The sequence below is a fragment of the Haloprofundus sp. MHR1 genome, from assembly GCF_005155585.1.
GTDB lineage: Archaea > Halobacteriota > Halobacteria > Halobacteriales > Haloferacaceae > Haloprofundus > Haloprofundus halophilus.
The window spans coordinates 2,048,941-2,064,515 of the sequence record NZ_CP039833.1 but is presented as its reverse complement, the minus strand read 5'-3'; the positions used below and the strand labels follow the sequence as shown (position 1 = coordinate 2,064,515).

The window sequence follows — 15,575 nt, the reverse complement described above, 5'->3', positions numbered from 1 at the left end:
GCCGCTTCGGCTCGTTTCCTCCGGGCGATTCGGTTTTCGGGAGTGAAGTGCGTCGACGAGCGACGCCGTCCGCGTAGCTCTACGGCTGTGTCGTGCCGTCTCGAATCGCTCGCTCGGCGTCGGCCAGCGCCGCGTCGGCGTCGAACTCGTCGACGATTCGTTCGAGTTCCTCGCGGGGTCGCTCCCGTAGCTCGCGGGCGTGTCGGGTGACGTTCGGCACCGCGCGGACGATGTTGTCGACGACGGGGATAGCCGCGGCCTGCGCCGACCGCGACATGGGGTTGAGGTCGACGACGATTTCGATTTTCCCCATCGCCGCCAACGCCTCCGCTCTGTCGCCGTCTTCGAGGGGGACCAAGACGACGTCGGCGTCGCCGATGCCGTCGGCGTCGACTTTCGCGCGTTCGTGTGAGAGTCCGGGGATGCGGCCGTCGGCAGTCAGTCCCTTCACGTCGGTCGCACCGTGGTCGCGCAGGTGGTCGGCGATGGCGGTCATCCGCTCGTCGGTGCGGTTGAACAGGTTCACTTCGAGGTCCGCGCCGACGACGTCGGCGAGTTCGACCAGTTCGCCCGGGCAGAGCGCGGCGACGTTGCCGTTTATCGACAGCACCGGGTGGTCGGCCAGAAGTAACTGCGCGGCGGCCGCGCGCTCGGCGGCGTCGGCGCTCTCCGTCGTTCGCTCGCCGAGGAGGTAATCGAACGCCTCGCCGCGTCCCTGGGCGATGAGCCCCTGCCTGCTGGTGATGCCCTCGTCGACACCCTCCTCGATGCGGTGTCGCGTCAGCAACGACTCGTATCGGGGGTGGTCCTCGGGAATCTCGGTCATAGCGGCGATTGACGGGGGAGGGTAAAAACCGGTGCTACTCGCGGTGCGGTACCGAAGGCGAAGCGCCGTCGGCTACGAGCGCGGCCGAGTCGTCGTCGAGCAGTCGTGCGCCCGAGGGGTGGCTCTGACAGACCGCCGGGTCGTAGCCCGCCTCCGAGAGCCCCGTTCCGAGCGCGAACACCGAGTCGCCGAGCATCGCCATCGACGCCGCGCCGTCGACGGCGTTCACATCGCGTATCGCCTCCTCGACGCGGTCGGTGAGCAGTCCGGCTTCCCGGGCGAAGCGACGCGACGCGAACATGAATCGGTCGAGCGTCGGCCGCTCGACGAGACTCGACAGCGCGCGACTCCCGGCCTCCGAGAGCCGGGTGGTGTCGCCCGAGAGCACGTCCTCGGTGGAGAGTTCGCCGAACGTGACGTACTCGACGCGGGTCTGGGCGGGTATCCCGTCCAGCAGTCCCTCGCCGGGTGCGCCGGGTTCGAGGCGAATCGGCACGCCGCCGTGCGCCTGTGCGACGACGTCGCCGAGACCGGTTCCCGACTGTACATCCGCGCCGTGGGCGAGCGTGACGAGTTCGTTCTCCGAGAGCGCCCGGTCGAAGACGCCGTTGGCCGCCAGCGCCGTCCCGAGCGCCATCGCGCCCGAGACGCCGAAGCCCGCGCCCAACGGTAGCGACGTGTCGGCCTCGACGGCCGCCGTCACCGAGAGGGCGTCGAGCACGCGTTCGACCGGGTCGACGCCGATCGCGTCGCCGCCGAGCGTCACCGTCGTCGTCGTCGCCGGTCGGACGCGGACGGTGACGCCCTCGGAGAGCGTTACGCCCGCTCCGCGGGACCCGGCGACTCTCGGGTCGTCGTCGGGGTGGGCGCTGAAGAATCCGGTCACGTGGCCCGGAACGAACGCTACTACCTCGTCGGCCATACTCGGTCATCCCCCCGCCGCAGGTTTAACAGTTACAATCCCGACCGGCCGTCGCTCCGGCCGTTCGCGTCGATAAATGGCGCATTTCCGTTCGGTAGTGTGCTACATCTACTCGGATCGAAAACGCCGCAGATCGGGGGCTGAACGAGTCTGTCGGCGGTCGAGCGGACTGAACGCGGGAAACGGTCGCGCCGCTTTTTACGCAATCACGTCGTCGTCGGTGACGCGACCAGCGGGTCGCAGACAACTGACGGAGGACCCACCGATGGCAACTAACATCACCGAAGACGACGAGGGAAAGAAGGTCGTCGCCGACGACGGCGACACCGTAGGCATCGTTGCCGATGTTGAACACGGAACCGCGTACGTCGAACCGGACCCCGGACTCACCGAGAAACTCAAATCGAAGCTCGGTTGGGGTGAGAGGGACGAGGACACGTACCCGCTCCAGGAGGAAGCCGTCGAAGCGGTCACCGACGACGAAATCAGACTTCGTCGGGACGTGTGACGCTCGGCGCGTCTGTCACGCCGTCCGCAACCTAACTCGCCGGACGGTCGGCTAGCCAGACATGCATCACTCCCGGACGCACCGGCGTTTCGCGTCCAGTCCGTCGGTTTTCACGGGAAACGAGTCGGCGGTGACGCCGGCGGTCGCACGCGACCGCCTCTATCGATTCTGCACGTCGAAGACGACCGCCCAGCGCCGCTGCTGCGGCGTCAGCGTTGCTGTTCTGCGACGTTTCGTTGTCAACGTTGCTGTTCTGCGAACGCGACGCGCGCGCGTTCGGATGCTGGTCGGCGTCTTCGGCGAGGACGCCCTCGTCGCGGAGCGCCTGTATCTGAGCCTTCGTCTCTGTCGGGTTGAGTTCGCCGAGGACCGCCGTCGCACCGAGGAGGAGACTCCGCGGGACGCCGGTCCCCGCGCCGCCCACGTCGAACGCGTCGGTGCTGTCTCCGACGTCGTCGAGGATGACTTCGAGATATCGCCTCACGTCGCTTTCTCCCCGGAGGTCCTCGTGCCAGCGCTCCGGGTACGTACTCACTCGGCCGTCGCCGACCGCGTACAGCGCGTCGTCGCCGACCCACGAGGTGGCGTCCGTCCGCCGTTCCTCGATTGCGGACGGAACGCTCCCGGCGTCGATTCGCGCGCCGTCCGCCTCCAGTCCCTCGGCGTACGTCACGACGCGCGACGGGTCGACACCGAGACGGTCGCTCCGCTCGTGTCGCTCGATGAGTGCGACGAGGTCCGTGACCAGCAGCGTCCGTCCGCGGTCGCCCGCTTCTTCGAGTACGTTTTCGTTGAGTCCGGGCATCGAACCGAGTTTGGGAGTGAACGCGAATAAGTCGCTTGGCCGCCTCAACTATCTGTCAGTATCGTCGACACGGAAGCGGATTCGTCGCTGTCGGGCCTTCGAGTGACGCGAAAGATGAGCGGTCGTCGGTTCGGTCGTCGCCTACGGCGACAGTCGCTGCCTGTCACGCGGGAACAGAACCGCTTCGCGGATGTTCTCCAGCCCGAGCATCGTCATGATGAGGCGCTCGCCGCCGAGGCCGAAGCCCGCGTGCGGGGGCATCCCGTACTTGAACATCTTCGTGTAGTAGTCGAACGACTCGGGGTCGAGCCCCTGCTGTTCGAAGCCGGCGACGAGTTCGTCGTAGCGGTGTTCGCGCTGCCCGCCGGAGACGAGTTCCATGTTCGGGTGCATCATGTCGAACCCGGTCGAGAGCGTCTCGTCGTCGTCGTGGTCCTTGATGTAGAACGGCTTGATCTCGCTGGGCCAGTCGGTGATGAAGTAGTGTTCACCCACGTCGTCGCCGAGCGCCTTCTCGCCCTCGGTCGGCAGGTCGTCGCCCCAGACGAGATGCTCGTCGAGTTCGCCCGACGCGTTGATGCGCTCGATGGCCTCCTCGTAGGTGAGACGCGGGAACTCGCCGGCGGGGGCCTCGAACTCGTCTTCGAGTCCGAGCGCTTCGAGCTGGCGCTGACAGTTCTCCTCGACCGCTTCGTACGCCGCCTTGACGACGGCTTCGCAGACGTCCATCGCCTCGGTGTGGTCGATGAAGGCCGACTCGAAGTCGATGGAGGTCGCCTCGTTGAGGTGTCGCGGCGTGTTGTGCTCCTCGGCGCGGAAGATGGGGCCGACCTCGAAGACGCGCTCCAGACCGGAGCCGACCATGAGCTGCTTGAACAGCTGCGGCGACTGGTTCATGAACGCCTCTCGGCCGAAGTAGGTGATGGGGAACAGTTCGGTTCCGCCCTCGGTGCCCGTGGCGACGATCTTCGGCGTGTTGATCTCGGTCGCGCGCAGGTCGCGGAACCGCTCGCGGACGGCGCGCTGTACCTCGGCGCGAATCTCGAAGATGGCCTTCACCTCGTCCTTACGGAGGTCGAGCGTCCGGTTGTCGAGGCGCGTCGGCAGTTCGGCGTCGACCTTGCCGGAGGGGTCGAGCGGCAGTTGCGGGTCCGCCTCGGCGACGACGTCGAGGCTCTCGGGGACGACTTCGACGCCCGTCGGCGCGCGCGGCTCCTCGCCGACGTCGCCGGTCACCGAGATGACGCTCTCGCGGTGGACGCCGAGGCCGGTCTCGACGAGCTCCTCGTCCATCTCGTCTTTCTCGAACTTGACCTGAATCTTCCCGGTGGTGTCCCGCAGGATGAGGAATGCGATGCCGCCGAGGTCACGAACCTCGTGGACCCAACCGGCGAGCGTCACCGTCTCGCCGGGTTCGGCGTCAGCTGCGTACGTTCGGTTGTGCATGTCTACGCGTTCCGCGTCGGGAGGTTAAAAACGACCGATTCCGCCCGGAGCGCGCGACGGGTCGCCAGTCACCGTGTCTCACGCACCGGCCGGAACAAAACACATTTGCACCTGTCGGTAACCTCTCTGGTATGTCGCGGGAACTCGACGACCTCGACCGCTACATCATCTACGCGCTTCAGGGCGACGCCCGCGGGACGACCGCCCGAGAGATCGCCGAGATGAAGGGGGTCTCCGCCAGCACCGTACGCAACCGAATCCGCCGACTCGAAGAGGGAGAGATCGTTCGGGGGAGCCACCTCGACATCGACTTCGAGGCCGCCGGGTACCAACTGTACACGCTCATTCTCTGTACCGCCCCGATTCCGAAGCGCGAGCAACTCGCGCGCGAAGCGTGCGACGTCGACGGCGTCGTCTCGGTCCGCGAGATAATGACCGGCGACGAGAACGTCCACATCACCGTCGTCGGCGAGGACAGCGACGACCTGAGCCGAATCGGTCGCGACCTGAGTTCGCTCGGCTTCGAGATCGTCGAAGAGGAACTCATCCGCAACGAGTACACCTGCCCGTACACGCCGTTCAACGAAACTACGGACGAGTAGTCGCGTTCTTCGGTTCGGTACGCCTCTCCGCGGAGCGACGGCTTCGGCGCTTCGATCCGCCGCCTCTCGGAGTGCCGCCGGATGCGCTCGCCGACGTCGCGACGAGAGACGGTTGCGGACGCGTTCACGTCTTTACGGACGCGTTCACGTTTCGACGACCGACAGACCGAACGATGCGTCGCTTAGATTTGAGTATCTTCAATTGTGTAATAAATACTATAACGAATAGTAGATGCGAAATCAGCAAAATATCGCCTTCTTTATGCCGTTTCAGGAGCAAGAACCGGATATGAGAGTTCCCGCACGGCAGTCGAGCGACGAAACGTCGAAGGTGGGCGGACGGGCGCGGATTCACCTGGTCGAAGGTCGGTGCCGAGGCCCGGGTCGTCTCGGGCCGCGCCGGATTCCGCACGCGGACGCGGAGAACCGCGTCTCGGAGGTGAACTGAGTGGTCGAAGCGTCCGAGATCAACATCCTCGGCCTCCTGTTGGTTCTGGCCGTCGCGTGGGTGTTCGGTGCGCTCGCGGAGCGGTTCGGCTATCCCGCGATGATGGGTGAGCTGTCGGCGGGGCTCCTCTTCGGTCCGCCGATACTGGGGATCATCCAACCCTCGGAGGTGTTGGCGGTGCTGTCGGAACTCGGCGTCTTCCTCCTGATGGTGTACGTCGGCACCGAAGTCGACCTCCACAAACTGTTCGAACTCGGGCCGCAGGCGCTTCTCATCGCCGTCGGCGGTTTCGTCATCCCGTTCGGCCTCGGCTACGCGGCCGGCGTCGTCCTCGGGGTGTCGGTGGGAGCGGCGCTGTTTCTCGGACTGGCGATGGCGGCGACCTCGCTGGCGACGAAGTCGCGCATCCTCTCCGACCTCGACCTGCTCGACACCCGCATCGCGGGGGTGCTTCTGGGCGGCGCGCTCGTCTCCGACGTGGGCGTGCTCGTCGCGTTCGCGGGCATCATCGGCTTCGTCGAGGCCGGGTCGGTCGACCCGCTGAGCATCGCCGTCATCCTCGGCAAGGCGCTGGCGTTCTTCGCCGTGACGCTGTTCATCGGCGACCGCTTCCTCCCGCCGATGTGGACGAAACTCGAAGCGCTCCGCGAGCAGTACGGCTTCGTCGACAAGACGACGGCGTTCACGTTCGCGCTCCTCGTCGCGCTGGTGTTCGCCGAACTCGCCGCGCTGGCGGGCCTCCACATGATCATCGGCGGCTTCATGGCCGGGATGTTCCTCCGGCAGGCCGACATCACGCCGGGGCTGTACGAGCACATGGAGAACGTCATCTACGACCTCGCTATCGGCTTCTTCGCGCCCATCTTCTTCGTCACCGTCGCCTTCGAGCTGACGTTCGACGTGTTCACGCAGAACCTCGGACTGCTCGTGCTGCTGGTCGCCATCGCGTTCGTCGGGAAGATCGTCGGGTCGTGGCTGTTCTCGCTACCGACGAAGCTCACCTCCCGCGAGGGGCTGGTCATCGGCTTCGGGATGAACGGCCGCGGCACCGTCGAGATAATCATCGCCTCCATCGGCCTGTCGGCGGGCATCATCGACCAGCAGATGTTCTCCATCCTCGTCTTCATCGCCATCTTCACGACGGCGCTCGTTCCCGTGACGATGACGTGGGGCGTCAAACTCCTGGAGTCGGCGGGCGAACTCGTCCGACTCGACGAGGACGAGACGGCCAGCACGGCGGACTGACCGCTCTCGCCGACCGGGAAGCGAACCGAACCGAACCGAATCCGCGGAGAAGAGCTACTCGGCGTGGGCGTCCTTGACGCCCTCGACGGTCTCGCGGACCGCGTCGACGCCCTCGTCGTGCAACAGGTCGCCGACGACGATAACGTCCGCGTGCTGTCCCATCTCGTAGGCGGCGTCGTAGCTGCGGATGCCGCCGCCGTAGAACAGCGTCGAGTCGTCGAGCGCGTCCTGCGCGGCCTGCACCTTCTCGGTGTCGCCGTACATGCCGGAGTACTCGACGTAGACGATGTCCTGGCCGAACATCTTCTCGGCGACGGCGGCCCACGCGGCCACGTCGTCGACGGTCTGGTCACAGTCGGCGTCGGTGAGTTGCGCGACGGAGGCCTCCGGATTGAGGACGATGTACGCCTCGGTGTGCGTGCGCTCCCAGTCGAGGCCGTTCTCGATACGGACCCACTCCTTGTGCGCGCCGGTGACCCAGAAGGAGTCGCCGGCGTTGAACACCGTCGGGATGAGGTAGCCGTCGAGGGCGTCGTCGTCGACGACGACGCCGGGGTTCGACGGTTCCTGGTACAGCGGTACGTCGTACTCGGCGCAGGCGTCGACGACGCGCTGCATCTTCTCGGTCGTGATGTCGAGCGTGCCGCCGATTTCGATGGCGTCGGTGCCGGTCTCGCAGGCGTCGGCGAACGTCTCGCCGTCGACGAGCGGTTTGTCGGGATCGATTTTGAGGATGTGGTCCCACGATTCCCACGGCAGAGTCATTGGACTGTGTACTCCGGGGAGTCGTTAAAAAGAGTGCGGAACGATGGTTCCGGACGACCAGCGACCAACGCGTCAGGGAGTCTTCGAGGCGCTGACGCTCCCCGCCGTCGACGACGTGCGTGACGGACTGGAGCGGTATCTGGAGACGAAGGAGCGCGTCGACGAGTTGGAGGCGAAAATCGAGAAGTCCGACGACCTCGTCGGCCAGATAGTGTACGAGCTATACGGACTGACCGAGGAGGAAATCGAAATCATCGAGGAGGCGGTGGCGGACGAGTAGTTCCTCTGTGAGTGAGGCCGCTGAGAAGGTAACAAGCCGGTCTACTCCCTCAACTAAACTCGGTCTCGGGTAGCGTCGAAACTGTCCGCTCCACAGTCGTCGCAGGTGATTCGGATCCAGTCGTTCGGGATACTGGAATGGATTTTCACGTCGGAGCTCTTGCATTCGGGACATGACACCCAGCGAGCCAGTTCTTCGTTCATAACAGCTCCAACGTTTCTAGCGTTAGAAGGACCTCTGACAGTAGCACACTTACTGCGAGCGAACGAAGTGAGCGAGCAGGCCGACGACTGAACGGAGCGAAGCGAAGTGAAGGAGAAGTGCTTTTGGTCCAGCTTTTACCGAGCGAGCGGAGCGAGCGCAGAGTAAAAGGTGGGGGTTAGTCCGCTTTCGCCTGCCAATCCCGAATCGTATCCGCACCCACGCCTTCGACGCTCGCGGCCACGTCGTCGGGGTCGGCGTCTTTCAGTCCCGGCACGTCCGCGATTCCGGCCTCCCTCAGTTTCTCGGCCGTCTTCTCGCCGATGCCCGAGATGCTCTGGAGTTCGTCGCCGCCGACCTGCTGGGCCTGGTACTCGCGGTAGTTGCAGATGGGACAGCCGAGTTCCCACGGTTCGTCGCCGTTGTGAACCACGAGGTGGGGAAGTCCGTGTTCCTCGCACTCCTCGTCGGTGACTTCTATCTCGCCGCGGCGCGGCAGCGGCAGCGAGTAGTCGCACTCCGGATAGCGCGTACAGCCGACGAGCCGAGAACCGGAACGCAGTTGCTTGATTGCCAGTTCCCCCCCATGCTCTTGGCCGCACTCGGGACACTCGCCGATTATCAGGTCGTCCTGCTCGTCGGCTTCGTCGGCCTTGCACTGCGGACAACCGTGGACGAACGTCTTCCGTCCGGCGAGCATCTTCACGTGGTGGAGGCCGTGCTCCTCGCACTCGTCTTCGAGGATGAGCGGCTTGCCCGTCGACGGGAGCGGAAGGGTGTACTCGCAGTCGGGGTAGCCGTCGCAGCCGACGAAGTACGAGCCGTACCGGCTCTTGCGCACCAGCAGGTCCTCGCCGCACTCCGGACACGGGCCGAGCGTCTTGTCCGCCTTCAGGGATTTCTGCAGCTGCTTACCCAACTCGTCGCCCGACTCCATCAGCCCCTCGAAGACGGTTTCGAGCATCTCGCGGGACTCTCTCGTCACGTCCTCGAAGTTCTTCTCGCCGTCGGCGATGGCGAGCATGTCGGATTCGAGTTGGGCGGTCATCTCCTCGCTCACGATGCGGTCGGCGAACTCCTCCGAGGCGCTGACGACCGCGCGCGCGAGGCGGGTCGGCCGCGGCGGGTCGCTCTCGATGTAGTTGCGGTCGTACAGTTTCTGAATCACGTCGTGGCGGGTCGCCTTCGTCCCGATGCCCATCTTCTCCATCGTCTCGATGAGTCGCGACTGGCCGTAGCGCCGCGGCGGTTGGGTCTGTTTGGCCTCGAAGCGCGTGTCGGTGACGGCGAGCTCCTCGCCCTCGGAGACGTCGGGGACGAAGCTCTCGGTGTTGTTGAAGTACGGGTAGACGGCGTGGTAGCCCTCCTTGACGAGCCGCTTCCCGTTCGCCTTCAGCGACAGCGGGTCGCCGTCGGCGTCGACGTCGGCGACGACGCGGAGGTGCTCCCACTTCGCCGCCTCGGCGACGGTGGCGAAGAAGCGTCGGACGACGAGTTCGTACACCTCGTACTCGTCCTCGGAGACGTCGGCCGAAGACGGCAGTTCGCCCGTCGGGTGAATCGGCGGGTGGTCGGTCGTCTCCTCGTCGCCTTCCGTCGGGTCGAGTTCGTCGAGTTCGAGCAGCGACTCGGCGTCGTCGCCGAAACGACGGGTGCCGACGAACTCCGAGACGAGTTCTTCAGGATCCAAATCGTCGGGGTAGACGGTGTTGTCGGTGCGCGGGTAGGTGATGTAACCCGCCGTGTAGAGGTCCTCGGCGATGCTCATCGCGCGCTGGGCGGAGTAACCGATACTCCCCGCCGCGCGGATGAACTGCGTGGTGTTGAACGGCGCAGGGGGCTTGTCAGTCCGCGTGCGGCGGCGAACCGACTGCACCGTCGCCGACGACGCGGTCCGGAGCGTGTCGTACACCTCGTTCGCCGTCTCCTCGTTCCAGACGCGCTCGGCCTCGTTGCCGTCCTCGTCGGGGTAGAAGTACTGCGCCTCGAAGTTCTCGCCCGATTCGCCTTTTTCGAGGTCCGCGAACAGTTCCCAGTAGTCCTCGGGGTCGAACGCGTCTATCTCGCGCTCGCGGTCGACGATGAGCTTCAACGTCGGTCCCTGCACCCGACCGACGGAGATGAAGTCGTCGCCGAGTTGGCGGGCCGACAGCGAGAGGAAACGCGTCAGCGCCGCGCCCCAGACGAGGTCGATAATCTGTCGTGCTTCGCCCGCTGCCGCGAGGTCGAAGTCCAGGTCTTCCGGATTCTCGAACGCCTCGGTCACCTCGTTTTTCGTGATGGAGGAGAAGCGCACCCGGTCGATGGGGACGTCCTCGTTCACGTCGCGGACGAGTTCGTACGCCTCCTTCCCGATGAGTTCGCCCTCGCGGTCGTAGTCGGTGGCGATAGTCACTCTGGAGGCGTGGCGGGCGAGTCGTCGCAGTGCGGCGACGATGTTCTCCTGCGTCGGGTGTTTGTCGATGGGCGCGTCGATGAGTTCGACGGGTTCGACGTCGCGCCAGTCGTTGTACTCCGGCGGGAAGTCGACGCCGACGACGTGGCCCGACAGCCCGATGCAGCGCTTGCCGCCCCACTTGTAGACGTTGACGCCGTTCATCCGCTCGGCGTCGGCGGACTCGCCGCTGAGGATGTCGGCGATGCGCCTCGCGGCGTTGTCCTTCTCGGTGATTATCAGTTCCGGCCCCTTGCTCATTGGCAGGCGATATGCGAAGGGGCGGCCTAAACCTTTCGCGGTCGTTCACGGCGAAACCGCAAGCGGGCGTGGACGCGCGCACGTGGGCCTCGCGCGGCGCTCGCATGCTCGCGCGCGTAGTCGACTGTACGAACGTCGCGACGGGCCGGTTCAGACGTGCTCGTCCAGGAACGCCCGAATCCGCTCGAACTCCTCGACGAGGTTCGAGCGCGTCGTCGTGTGGTGGCCCTCGTCCTCGAAGACGAGTTTCTCGACCGGTACACCGCGTTCGCGCACTCGCTCGACGATCTGCTCCGTCTCGCCGACGGGGACGCGCGGGTCGTTCGCGCCGTGCTGGACGAACAGCGGGCACTGGATCCGGTCGACGTCGTGAATCGGACTGATGGCTCTCAGCAGCTCTCGGTTCTCCAGCGAGCCGTACTCGGCGCTGCGGTGGTCGCGCCGCCACTCGCCGGTGTTCTCCAGAAACGTCTCGAAGTCGGCGATGCCGACGAACTCGACGGCCGCGGCCCAGACGTCGGGATACTCGGTGATGGCGGCGAGCACCATGAACCCGCCGTAGGAGCGGCCGTAGGCAACGATTCGGTCGGGATCGACTTCCTCCTGTTCGTACAGCCAGTCGACGGCTGCTCTGATATCCTTCACCGAGTCCATCCGCTTCTCGCGGTCGTCGAGGTGGGTGTACGCCTTCCCGTAGCCCGACGACCCGCGGACGTTCGGTTCCAACACGGCGTAGCCCTCGTTGAGGAAGAACTGCTTGGTCGGGTAGAACCACGGCCGTCGCTGGTGCTCCGGTCCCCCGTGGATGTCGACGATGGCCGGCGTCGCGCCCGGTTCGGCGTCCTCGGGGAGCGTCCAGTACGCGGGTATCTCGCGGCCGTCGAAACTCTCGTATCGTACCGTCTCGGCGTCCCGGAACGTCGACCGGGGGATACCGACGGTGTCCAGCGGCGTCCACCGCGTCGGTTCTGCGGTCGCCGCGCAGTCGTCGTCCGACGCCAGTTCGCCGACGTAGACGCCGAACGGTTCGTCGTTCGCCGAGAAGGTGAACGCGAACCGCTCGCCGTCGGGACCGAGCGTCACGTCGGTAGCGACGCCCTCGCGGAGGTCGACTTCCGTCGCGTCGACCGCCGTCTCGTCGGTGAGTTCACCCGCGTACAGTTCGGAGTAGCCGTCGACGTTGCGGCCGTAGACGACCGTTCGAGAATCGCGGTCGAAGACGAACTCCTCCAGATTCCACTCGCCGCCGTCGGCGACCCCGGCGATCGTTCCCGATTCGAGGTCCAGTCGACCGAGGTAGCTCGTATCGGCGTCGTGGTTCGTCACCAGATACAGCGCGTCGCCGTCGGGGCCGAACGCCACGCAGTCGTAGCTGGCTTCGCCCTCGGGGGTGACGACGCGCGCCTCGCCGGTTTCGAGGTCCAGAACCGAGAGCTCCTGGTCGAAGCTCGCGTGCGCCTCGCGGAGCGCGAGCCGCTCGCCGTCGGGCGACCACCCGAGCACTTCGAGCCAGCCGTCGGACTCGAAGACGCGTTCGGCGTCGTCGGGGCCGCCGTCGCGCGCCTGGACGTACACGTCGAACGCCTGCGCGTCGCGGCGGTTCGAGGTGAAGGCGAACTGGTCGCCGTCGGGCGACCAGCCGCCCCACCCGTGTATCGCCTCCGGACGTTCGGTCAGACCGTGAGTCGTCCCGTCGGCGGCGTCGTAGCGGAACAACTGGTCGCGCTCGTCGCTGCCCCGGTCCATCCCGAAGACGAACTCGTCCCGTGTCGGCGACCAGTCGACGAACGAGATTCGCTCCTCGAACGCGGTGAGTCGCGTCGGCGGCGCACCCGCCTCGTCGAGCGTCCAGATTTGGGGGGTGCCGGTCGTGTCGCGGACGAACGTGAGACGCTCCCCGTCCGGTGAGAACGCGGGTTGCTGGGCGGCGTCGATGCCGAGGTAGCGAGCGACGTCGTACTGTGGCATGCTTGCACAGTGGCCGCGGGTCGGATAAGGATTCAGCATCCGGCGAGGGGTTGCCGCGAGTGCGGTGGCGACAGTGGTTGTCGCGAGGCAGTGGCGACGGTGGTTGCCGCGAGTGCGGTGGCGACGGCGGTCGCCGCGACCACCGCCCACGTCGCTCGCCGGAAGCCGTGGCCTTATGTGTCGAACCGCCGAGACTCACGAGAGAACGTGTCGAAGCAGAGCGAGAGCCGCATCGATATGACTACCGGCGCGATTTCGCCGAAACTCGTCGCGCTAGCGTGGCCGCTGGTCGCCGGCAACCTGCTCCAGACGTTTTACAACCTCGCGGATATGTTCTGGGTCGGCCGCGTGAGTCCGGAGGCCGTCGCCGCCGTCTCGCTGATGTTCCCCCTCTCGTGGATGTTCGTCTCGACGGCGATGGGCATCACGGCGGCGACCATCGCGCTCGTCTCCCAGCACGTCGGCGCGGGCAACGACCGAGAGGCCGACCACGTCGTCGGCCAGACCATCCTGCTCACCGTCGGCGTCGCGACGGTGCTGTCGGCGTTCGGCCTCGCCGTTCAGGAGCCGTTGTTGCGCGCGATGGGCGCGACCGGGCCGGTGTTCCCCGATGCGCTCGCGTACATCGAGGTCATCTTCCTCGCGCTCCCGTTCACTTTCTGTTTCTTCGCCTTTCGCGCGGCGCTGCAGGGCGCGGGCGACACGAAGACGGCGATGTGGCTCATGGTCGGCTCCGCCGGCCTCAACGTCGTCCTCGACCCGTTCCTCATCCTCGGCTGGTGGGTGTTCCCCGAGATGGGCACCCGCGGGGCGGCGGTTGCGACGTTCATCTCGCGGGCGCTCGTGACGGTTGCCGGGGTTTACATTCTCCTCCGCGGTGACTGGGGCGTCCGCCTCCGCGTCCCCGACCTCCGGCCCGACAGGTCGGTGCTGAGGAAACTTGTCGAGGTCGGCTACCCGGCGACGCTCGACGGGTGGGCGCGCAGTTTCGCCGCCGTCGCCATGGCGACGCTCGTCGCGCAGTTCACCGTCGCCGCCATCGCCGCCTACGGCATCGGCGTCCGCCTGATGTCCGTCTCGTGGACCGTCTCGGGGGCCGTGGGCCAAGCGACGGCGACGGGCGTCGGCCAGAACCTCGGCGCGAAGACGCCCGAACGGGCGGCGGAGGTAACGTGGAAGGCGATGGGCGGCACGATGGCCGTGCTGTTCGCCGCCGCGGCGCTCGTCTTCGCCTTCCCCGACGTGGCGATGCGGATCTTCGTCGGCGACGAGGCCGTCGTCGCCGAGGGGGTTCGCTTCCTCCGCATCATCGCGCCGTTCTGGGCGTTCTTCGGCGGGACGATGGTGATTCAGGGCGCGTTCCGCGGCGCGGGCCAGACGAAGGTGGCGATGGCGCTGTCGTTTCTCTCGCGGTGGATATTCCGGGTGCCGGTGGCGCTCGTCCTCGCGTTCGCGTGGACGGTGCCGTTACCGGGTGGGATGGCGGTTCGCGCGCTCGATTGGGGCGTCGACGGCCTCTGGTGGGCGTTCGCCGTCGGCGCGATGGCGGCGTTCGTCGTCGCCGTCGTCTGGTTCCAGCGCGGCGGGTGGCAGACGGGGGTTCTGGAAGAGTCCGAGTCGCGGCCGTCGGCGGCGGACTGATTCGGCGAACTCCGCCAATCACGGACGGAAGCTCTAGCGGCCGCGTCCACGCGAACGTCTCGCGGAGACCCGTCCGAGCGAAAAATCGGCTCCCCGACCGCGGGACTACGGCCTCGCCTCGAAGACCAGACTGGTTTTCGTCTCGGCGGCGCGGCGGAAGCGCGTGAACCCGGCCTCCGTGACGACTTCCCGCGTCCGTTCCTCGCCCGCCTGTGCGCCGAGACCGTACCCGACGTCCTGGCTGAGCGAGTTCGGCGTACAGGCGACCGTCGAGATCGAGTACGCGAGGCGACCGAACGGGGTGAGGTTGTCTTCGACTCGGTCCTCGGCGTACGGCTCGACGATCATCCAAGCACCGTCGTCGGCGAGTGTCTCTCTGACGTGAGCCGCCACGCCGACGGGGTCGCCCATGTCGTGAAAGCAGTTGAACATCGTCACGAGGTCGTAGTCGGTGCCGTCGTACCCTCTCGCGGTCGCCACCTCGAACTCGACGCGGTCGGCCACGCCCGCGGATTCCGCCCGCTCGCGCGCCACCGCTATCGACGCCTCGTGGTAATCGACGCCGACGACCGTCGACTCGGGATACGCTTCGGCCATGCGAATCGTCGGTGCGCCGTGTCCGCAACCGACGTCGACGATTCGCCCGCCCGCTCTCAGCGCGGCGTCGGTCCCGTCGAGCGACTCTATCCAGTCGATGAGATAGGCCCCGTACGACGGTCCGAAGAATCGCTCCGTGCCGTGAAACACGTCCTCGTCGTGTTCGTGCCAGCCGATACCCTCGCCCGTTCTGAACGCCTCGCGGAGTTCGGGTCCGACCTTGGCCGCCGACGCCACGAGCTGGAACGCGCCCGGCATGAACACCGGACTCTCCTCGTCGGCTAACACGTACGCCTGCTCGGGAGTGAGGCGGTAGCGGTCGGCCTCCGGGTCGTAGGTCACGTACCCGCCGGCGGCCTGCGAACGCAGCCACTCGCGGACGTATCGTTCCGCGGTGCCCGTCTCCGCGGCCAACTCGGCGGACGTAACCGGTCCCGCCTCGTCCAGCGCCGCGTACAGACCGAGTTCGTCGCCGATGACGGCCAGCGCCGCGTGGACTGTCGCACCGAGGTCGACGAGCGACGTTCCCACGAGGTCGTTCAGTTTCCGTTCGTCGATCGGGTTCGTTTCCGTGCTGGTTTCCGTCGTCATAGTGTGCCCGCCTCCCCGTGAAAATCGCTACGGGT

At 66.4% G+C, this 15,575-nt stretch carries 14 protein-coding genes and 1 pseudogene; 6 read left to right on the top strand and 9 right to left on the bottom strand.

Annotated elements, in window-relative coordinates; translation table 11 throughout:
- Window positions 1-79 precede the first annotated feature (79 nt).
- The gene (locus FCF25_RS10420) at window positions 80-826 is read right to left on the bottom strand and encodes a 4-phosphopantoate--beta-alanine ligase (protein WP_117592336.1); all 747 of its coding nucleotides are present in this window, start codon (window positions 824-826) and stop codon (window positions 80-82) included.
- A gap of 34 nt (window positions 827-860) precedes the next feature.
- Window positions 861-1,748 (bottom strand): pantoate kinase, encoded by an 888-nt coding sequence (locus tag FCF25_RS10415; RefSeq protein WP_137048628.1) that lies wholly within the window; start codon window positions 1,746-1,748, stop codon window positions 861-863.
- 265 nt (window positions 1,749-2,013) lie between these two features.
- Between FCF25_RS10415 and FCF25_RS10410 the strand changes: the two genes are divergently transcribed.
- The gene (locus tag FCF25_RS10410; protein WP_117594122.1) at window positions 2,014-2,256 is read left to right on the top strand and encodes a PRC-barrel domain containing protein; all 243 of its coding nucleotides are present in this window, start codon (window positions 2,014-2,016) and stop codon (window positions 2,254-2,256) included.
- 31 nt (window positions 2,257-2,287) lie between these two features.
- Here FCF25_RS10410 and FCF25_RS10405 read toward each other — a convergent pair whose 3' ends face one another.
- Entirely contained in the window at window positions 2,288-3,061 is a 774-nt protein-coding gene (locus tag FCF25_RS10405) for a hypothetical protein (RefSeq protein ID WP_137048626.1), read from the bottom strand.
- A 141-nt stretch (window positions 3,062-3,202) separates the two neighbouring features.
- Window positions 3,203-4,507, bottom strand: coding sequence for an aspartate--tRNA(Asn) ligase (aspS, locus tag FCF25_RS10400; protein ID WP_117592341.1), 1,305 nt, complete (start codon window positions 4,505-4,507; stop codon window positions 3,203-3,205).
- Window positions 4,508-4,638: 131 nt separating this feature from the next.
- Between aspS and FCF25_RS10395 the strand changes: the two genes are divergently transcribed.
- The 3 genes from FCF25_RS10395 (at window position 4,639) to FCF25_RS10390 (ending at window position 6,802) form a co-directional block, all read left to right on the top strand.
- Entirely contained in the window at window positions 4,639-5,109 is a 471-nt protein-coding gene (locus FCF25_RS10395; protein ID WP_117592343.1) for an Lrp/AsnC family transcriptional regulator, read from the top strand.
- Window positions 5,110-5,398: 289 nt separating this feature from the next.
- Window positions 5,399-5,557 (top strand): hypothetical protein, encoded by a 159-nt coding sequence (locus tag FCF25_RS15625; protein WP_168191235.1) that lies wholly within the window; start codon window positions 5,399-5,401, stop codon window positions 5,555-5,557.
- Window positions 5,558-6,802 (top strand): cation:proton antiporter, encoded by a 1,245-nt coding sequence (locus tag FCF25_RS10390; protein ID WP_117592345.1) that lies wholly within the window; start codon window positions 5,558-5,560, stop codon window positions 6,800-6,802.
- A gap of 54 nt (window positions 6,803-6,856) precedes the next feature.
- Here the strand turns inward: FCF25_RS10390 and FCF25_RS10385 are convergent, their stop codons facing one another.
- Entirely contained in the window at window positions 6,857-7,567 is a 711-nt protein-coding gene (locus tag FCF25_RS10385; RefSeq protein WP_117592347.1) for a phosphoglycerol geranylgeranyltransferase, read from the bottom strand.
- A 91-nt stretch (window positions 7,568-7,658) separates the two neighbouring features.
- On the opposite strand from FCF25_RS10385, the pseudogene FCF25_RS10380 reads away from it, so the two are divergent.
- Window positions 7,659-7,847: pseudogene (locus FCF25_RS10380) on the top strand (restriction endonuclease); the annotation flags it as partial.
- Window positions 7,848-7,900: 53 nt separating this feature from the next.
- Here FCF25_RS10380 and FCF25_RS16075 read toward each other — a convergent pair.
- The 3 genes from FCF25_RS16075 to FCF25_RS10365 form a co-directional block, all read right to left on the bottom strand.
- Entirely contained in the window at window positions 7,901-8,182 is a 282-nt protein-coding gene (locus tag FCF25_RS16075; RefSeq protein WP_137049393.1) for a hypothetical protein, read from the bottom strand.
- A 44-nt stretch (window positions 8,183-8,226) separates the two neighbouring features.
- Window positions 8,227-10,743: a DNA topoisomerase I gene (locus FCF25_RS10370; protein WP_137048624.1), complete on the bottom strand. Its 2,517-nt coding sequence runs from the start codon at window positions 10,741-10,743 to the stop codon at window positions 8,227-8,229.
- Between the two features lie 150 nt (window positions 10,744-10,893).
- On the bottom strand, window positions 10,894-12,711 hold the full coding sequence (locus FCF25_RS10365; RefSeq protein WP_137048622.1) for a S9 family peptidase: 1,818 nt from the start codon (window positions 12,709-12,711) through the stop codon (window positions 10,894-10,896).
- 237 nt (window positions 12,712-12,948) lie between these two features.
- On the opposite strand from FCF25_RS10365, the gene FCF25_RS10360 reads away from it, so the two are divergent.
- Complete coding sequence (locus FCF25_RS10360; RefSeq protein ID WP_137049392.1) at window positions 12,949-14,352, top strand: MATE family efflux transporter; 1,404 nt, start codon at window positions 12,949-12,951, stop codon at window positions 14,350-14,352.
- Between the two features lie 105 nt (window positions 14,353-14,457).
- Here the strand turns inward: FCF25_RS10360 and FCF25_RS10355 are convergent, their stop codons facing one another.
- Window positions 14,458-15,540, bottom strand: a complete 1,083-nt coding sequence (locus tag FCF25_RS10355; protein WP_137048620.1) for a trans-aconitate 2-methyltransferase — start codon at window positions 15,538-15,540, stop codon at window positions 14,458-14,460.
- Window positions 15,541-15,575: the final 35 nt, after the last annotated feature.

What these genes read in the sequence shown, in the direction of transcription:
- FCF25_RS10370 (WP_137048624.1), bottom strand. Translation starts at nt 10,743, where the DNA reads ATGAGCAAGGGGCCGGAACTGATAATCACCGAGAAGGACAACGCCGCG.
- FCF25_RS10410 (WP_117594122.1), top strand. Translation starts at nt 2,014, where the DNA reads ATGGCAACTAACATCACCGAAGACGACGAGGGAAAGAAGGTCGTCGCC.
- FCF25_RS10395 (WP_117592343.1), top strand. Translation starts at nt 4,639, where the DNA reads ATGTCGCGGGAACTCGACGACCTCGACCGCTACATCATCTACGCGCTT.
- FCF25_RS10415 (WP_137048628.1), bottom strand. Translation starts at nt 1,748, where the DNA reads ATGGCCGACGAGGTAGTAGCGTTCGTTCCGGGCCACGTGACCGGATTC.
- FCF25_RS10405 (WP_137048626.1), bottom strand. Translation starts at nt 3,061, where the DNA reads ATGCCCGGACTCAACGAAAACGTACTCGAAGAAGCGGGCGACCGCGGA.
- FCF25_RS10420 (WP_117592336.1), bottom strand. Translation starts at nt 826, where the DNA reads ATGACCGAGATTCCCGAGGACCACCCCCGATACGAGTCGTTGCTGACG.
- FCF25_RS10355 (WP_137048620.1), bottom strand. Translation starts at nt 15,540, where the DNA reads ATGACGACGGAAACCAGCACGGAAACGAACCCGATCGACGAACGGAAA.
- FCF25_RS10360 (WP_137049392.1), top strand. Translation starts at nt 12,949, where the DNA reads ATGACTACCGGCGCGATTTCGCCGAAACTCGTCGCGCTAGCGTGGCCG.
- aspS (WP_117592341.1), bottom strand. Translation starts at nt 4,507, where the DNA reads ATGCACAACCGAACGTACGCAGCTGACGCCGAACCCGGCGAGACGGTG.
- FCF25_RS10365 (WP_137048622.1), bottom strand. Translation starts at nt 12,711, where the DNA reads ATGCCACAGTACGACGTCGCTCGCTACCTCGGCATCGACGCCGCCCAG.
- FCF25_RS10385 (WP_117592347.1), bottom strand. Translation starts at nt 7,567, where the DNA reads ATGACTCTGCCGTGGGAATCGTGGGACCACATCCTCAAAATCGATCCC.
- FCF25_RS15625 (WP_168191235.1), top strand. Translation starts at nt 5,399, where the DNA reads ATGAGAGTTCCCGCACGGCAGTCGAGCGACGAAACGTCGAAGGTGGGC.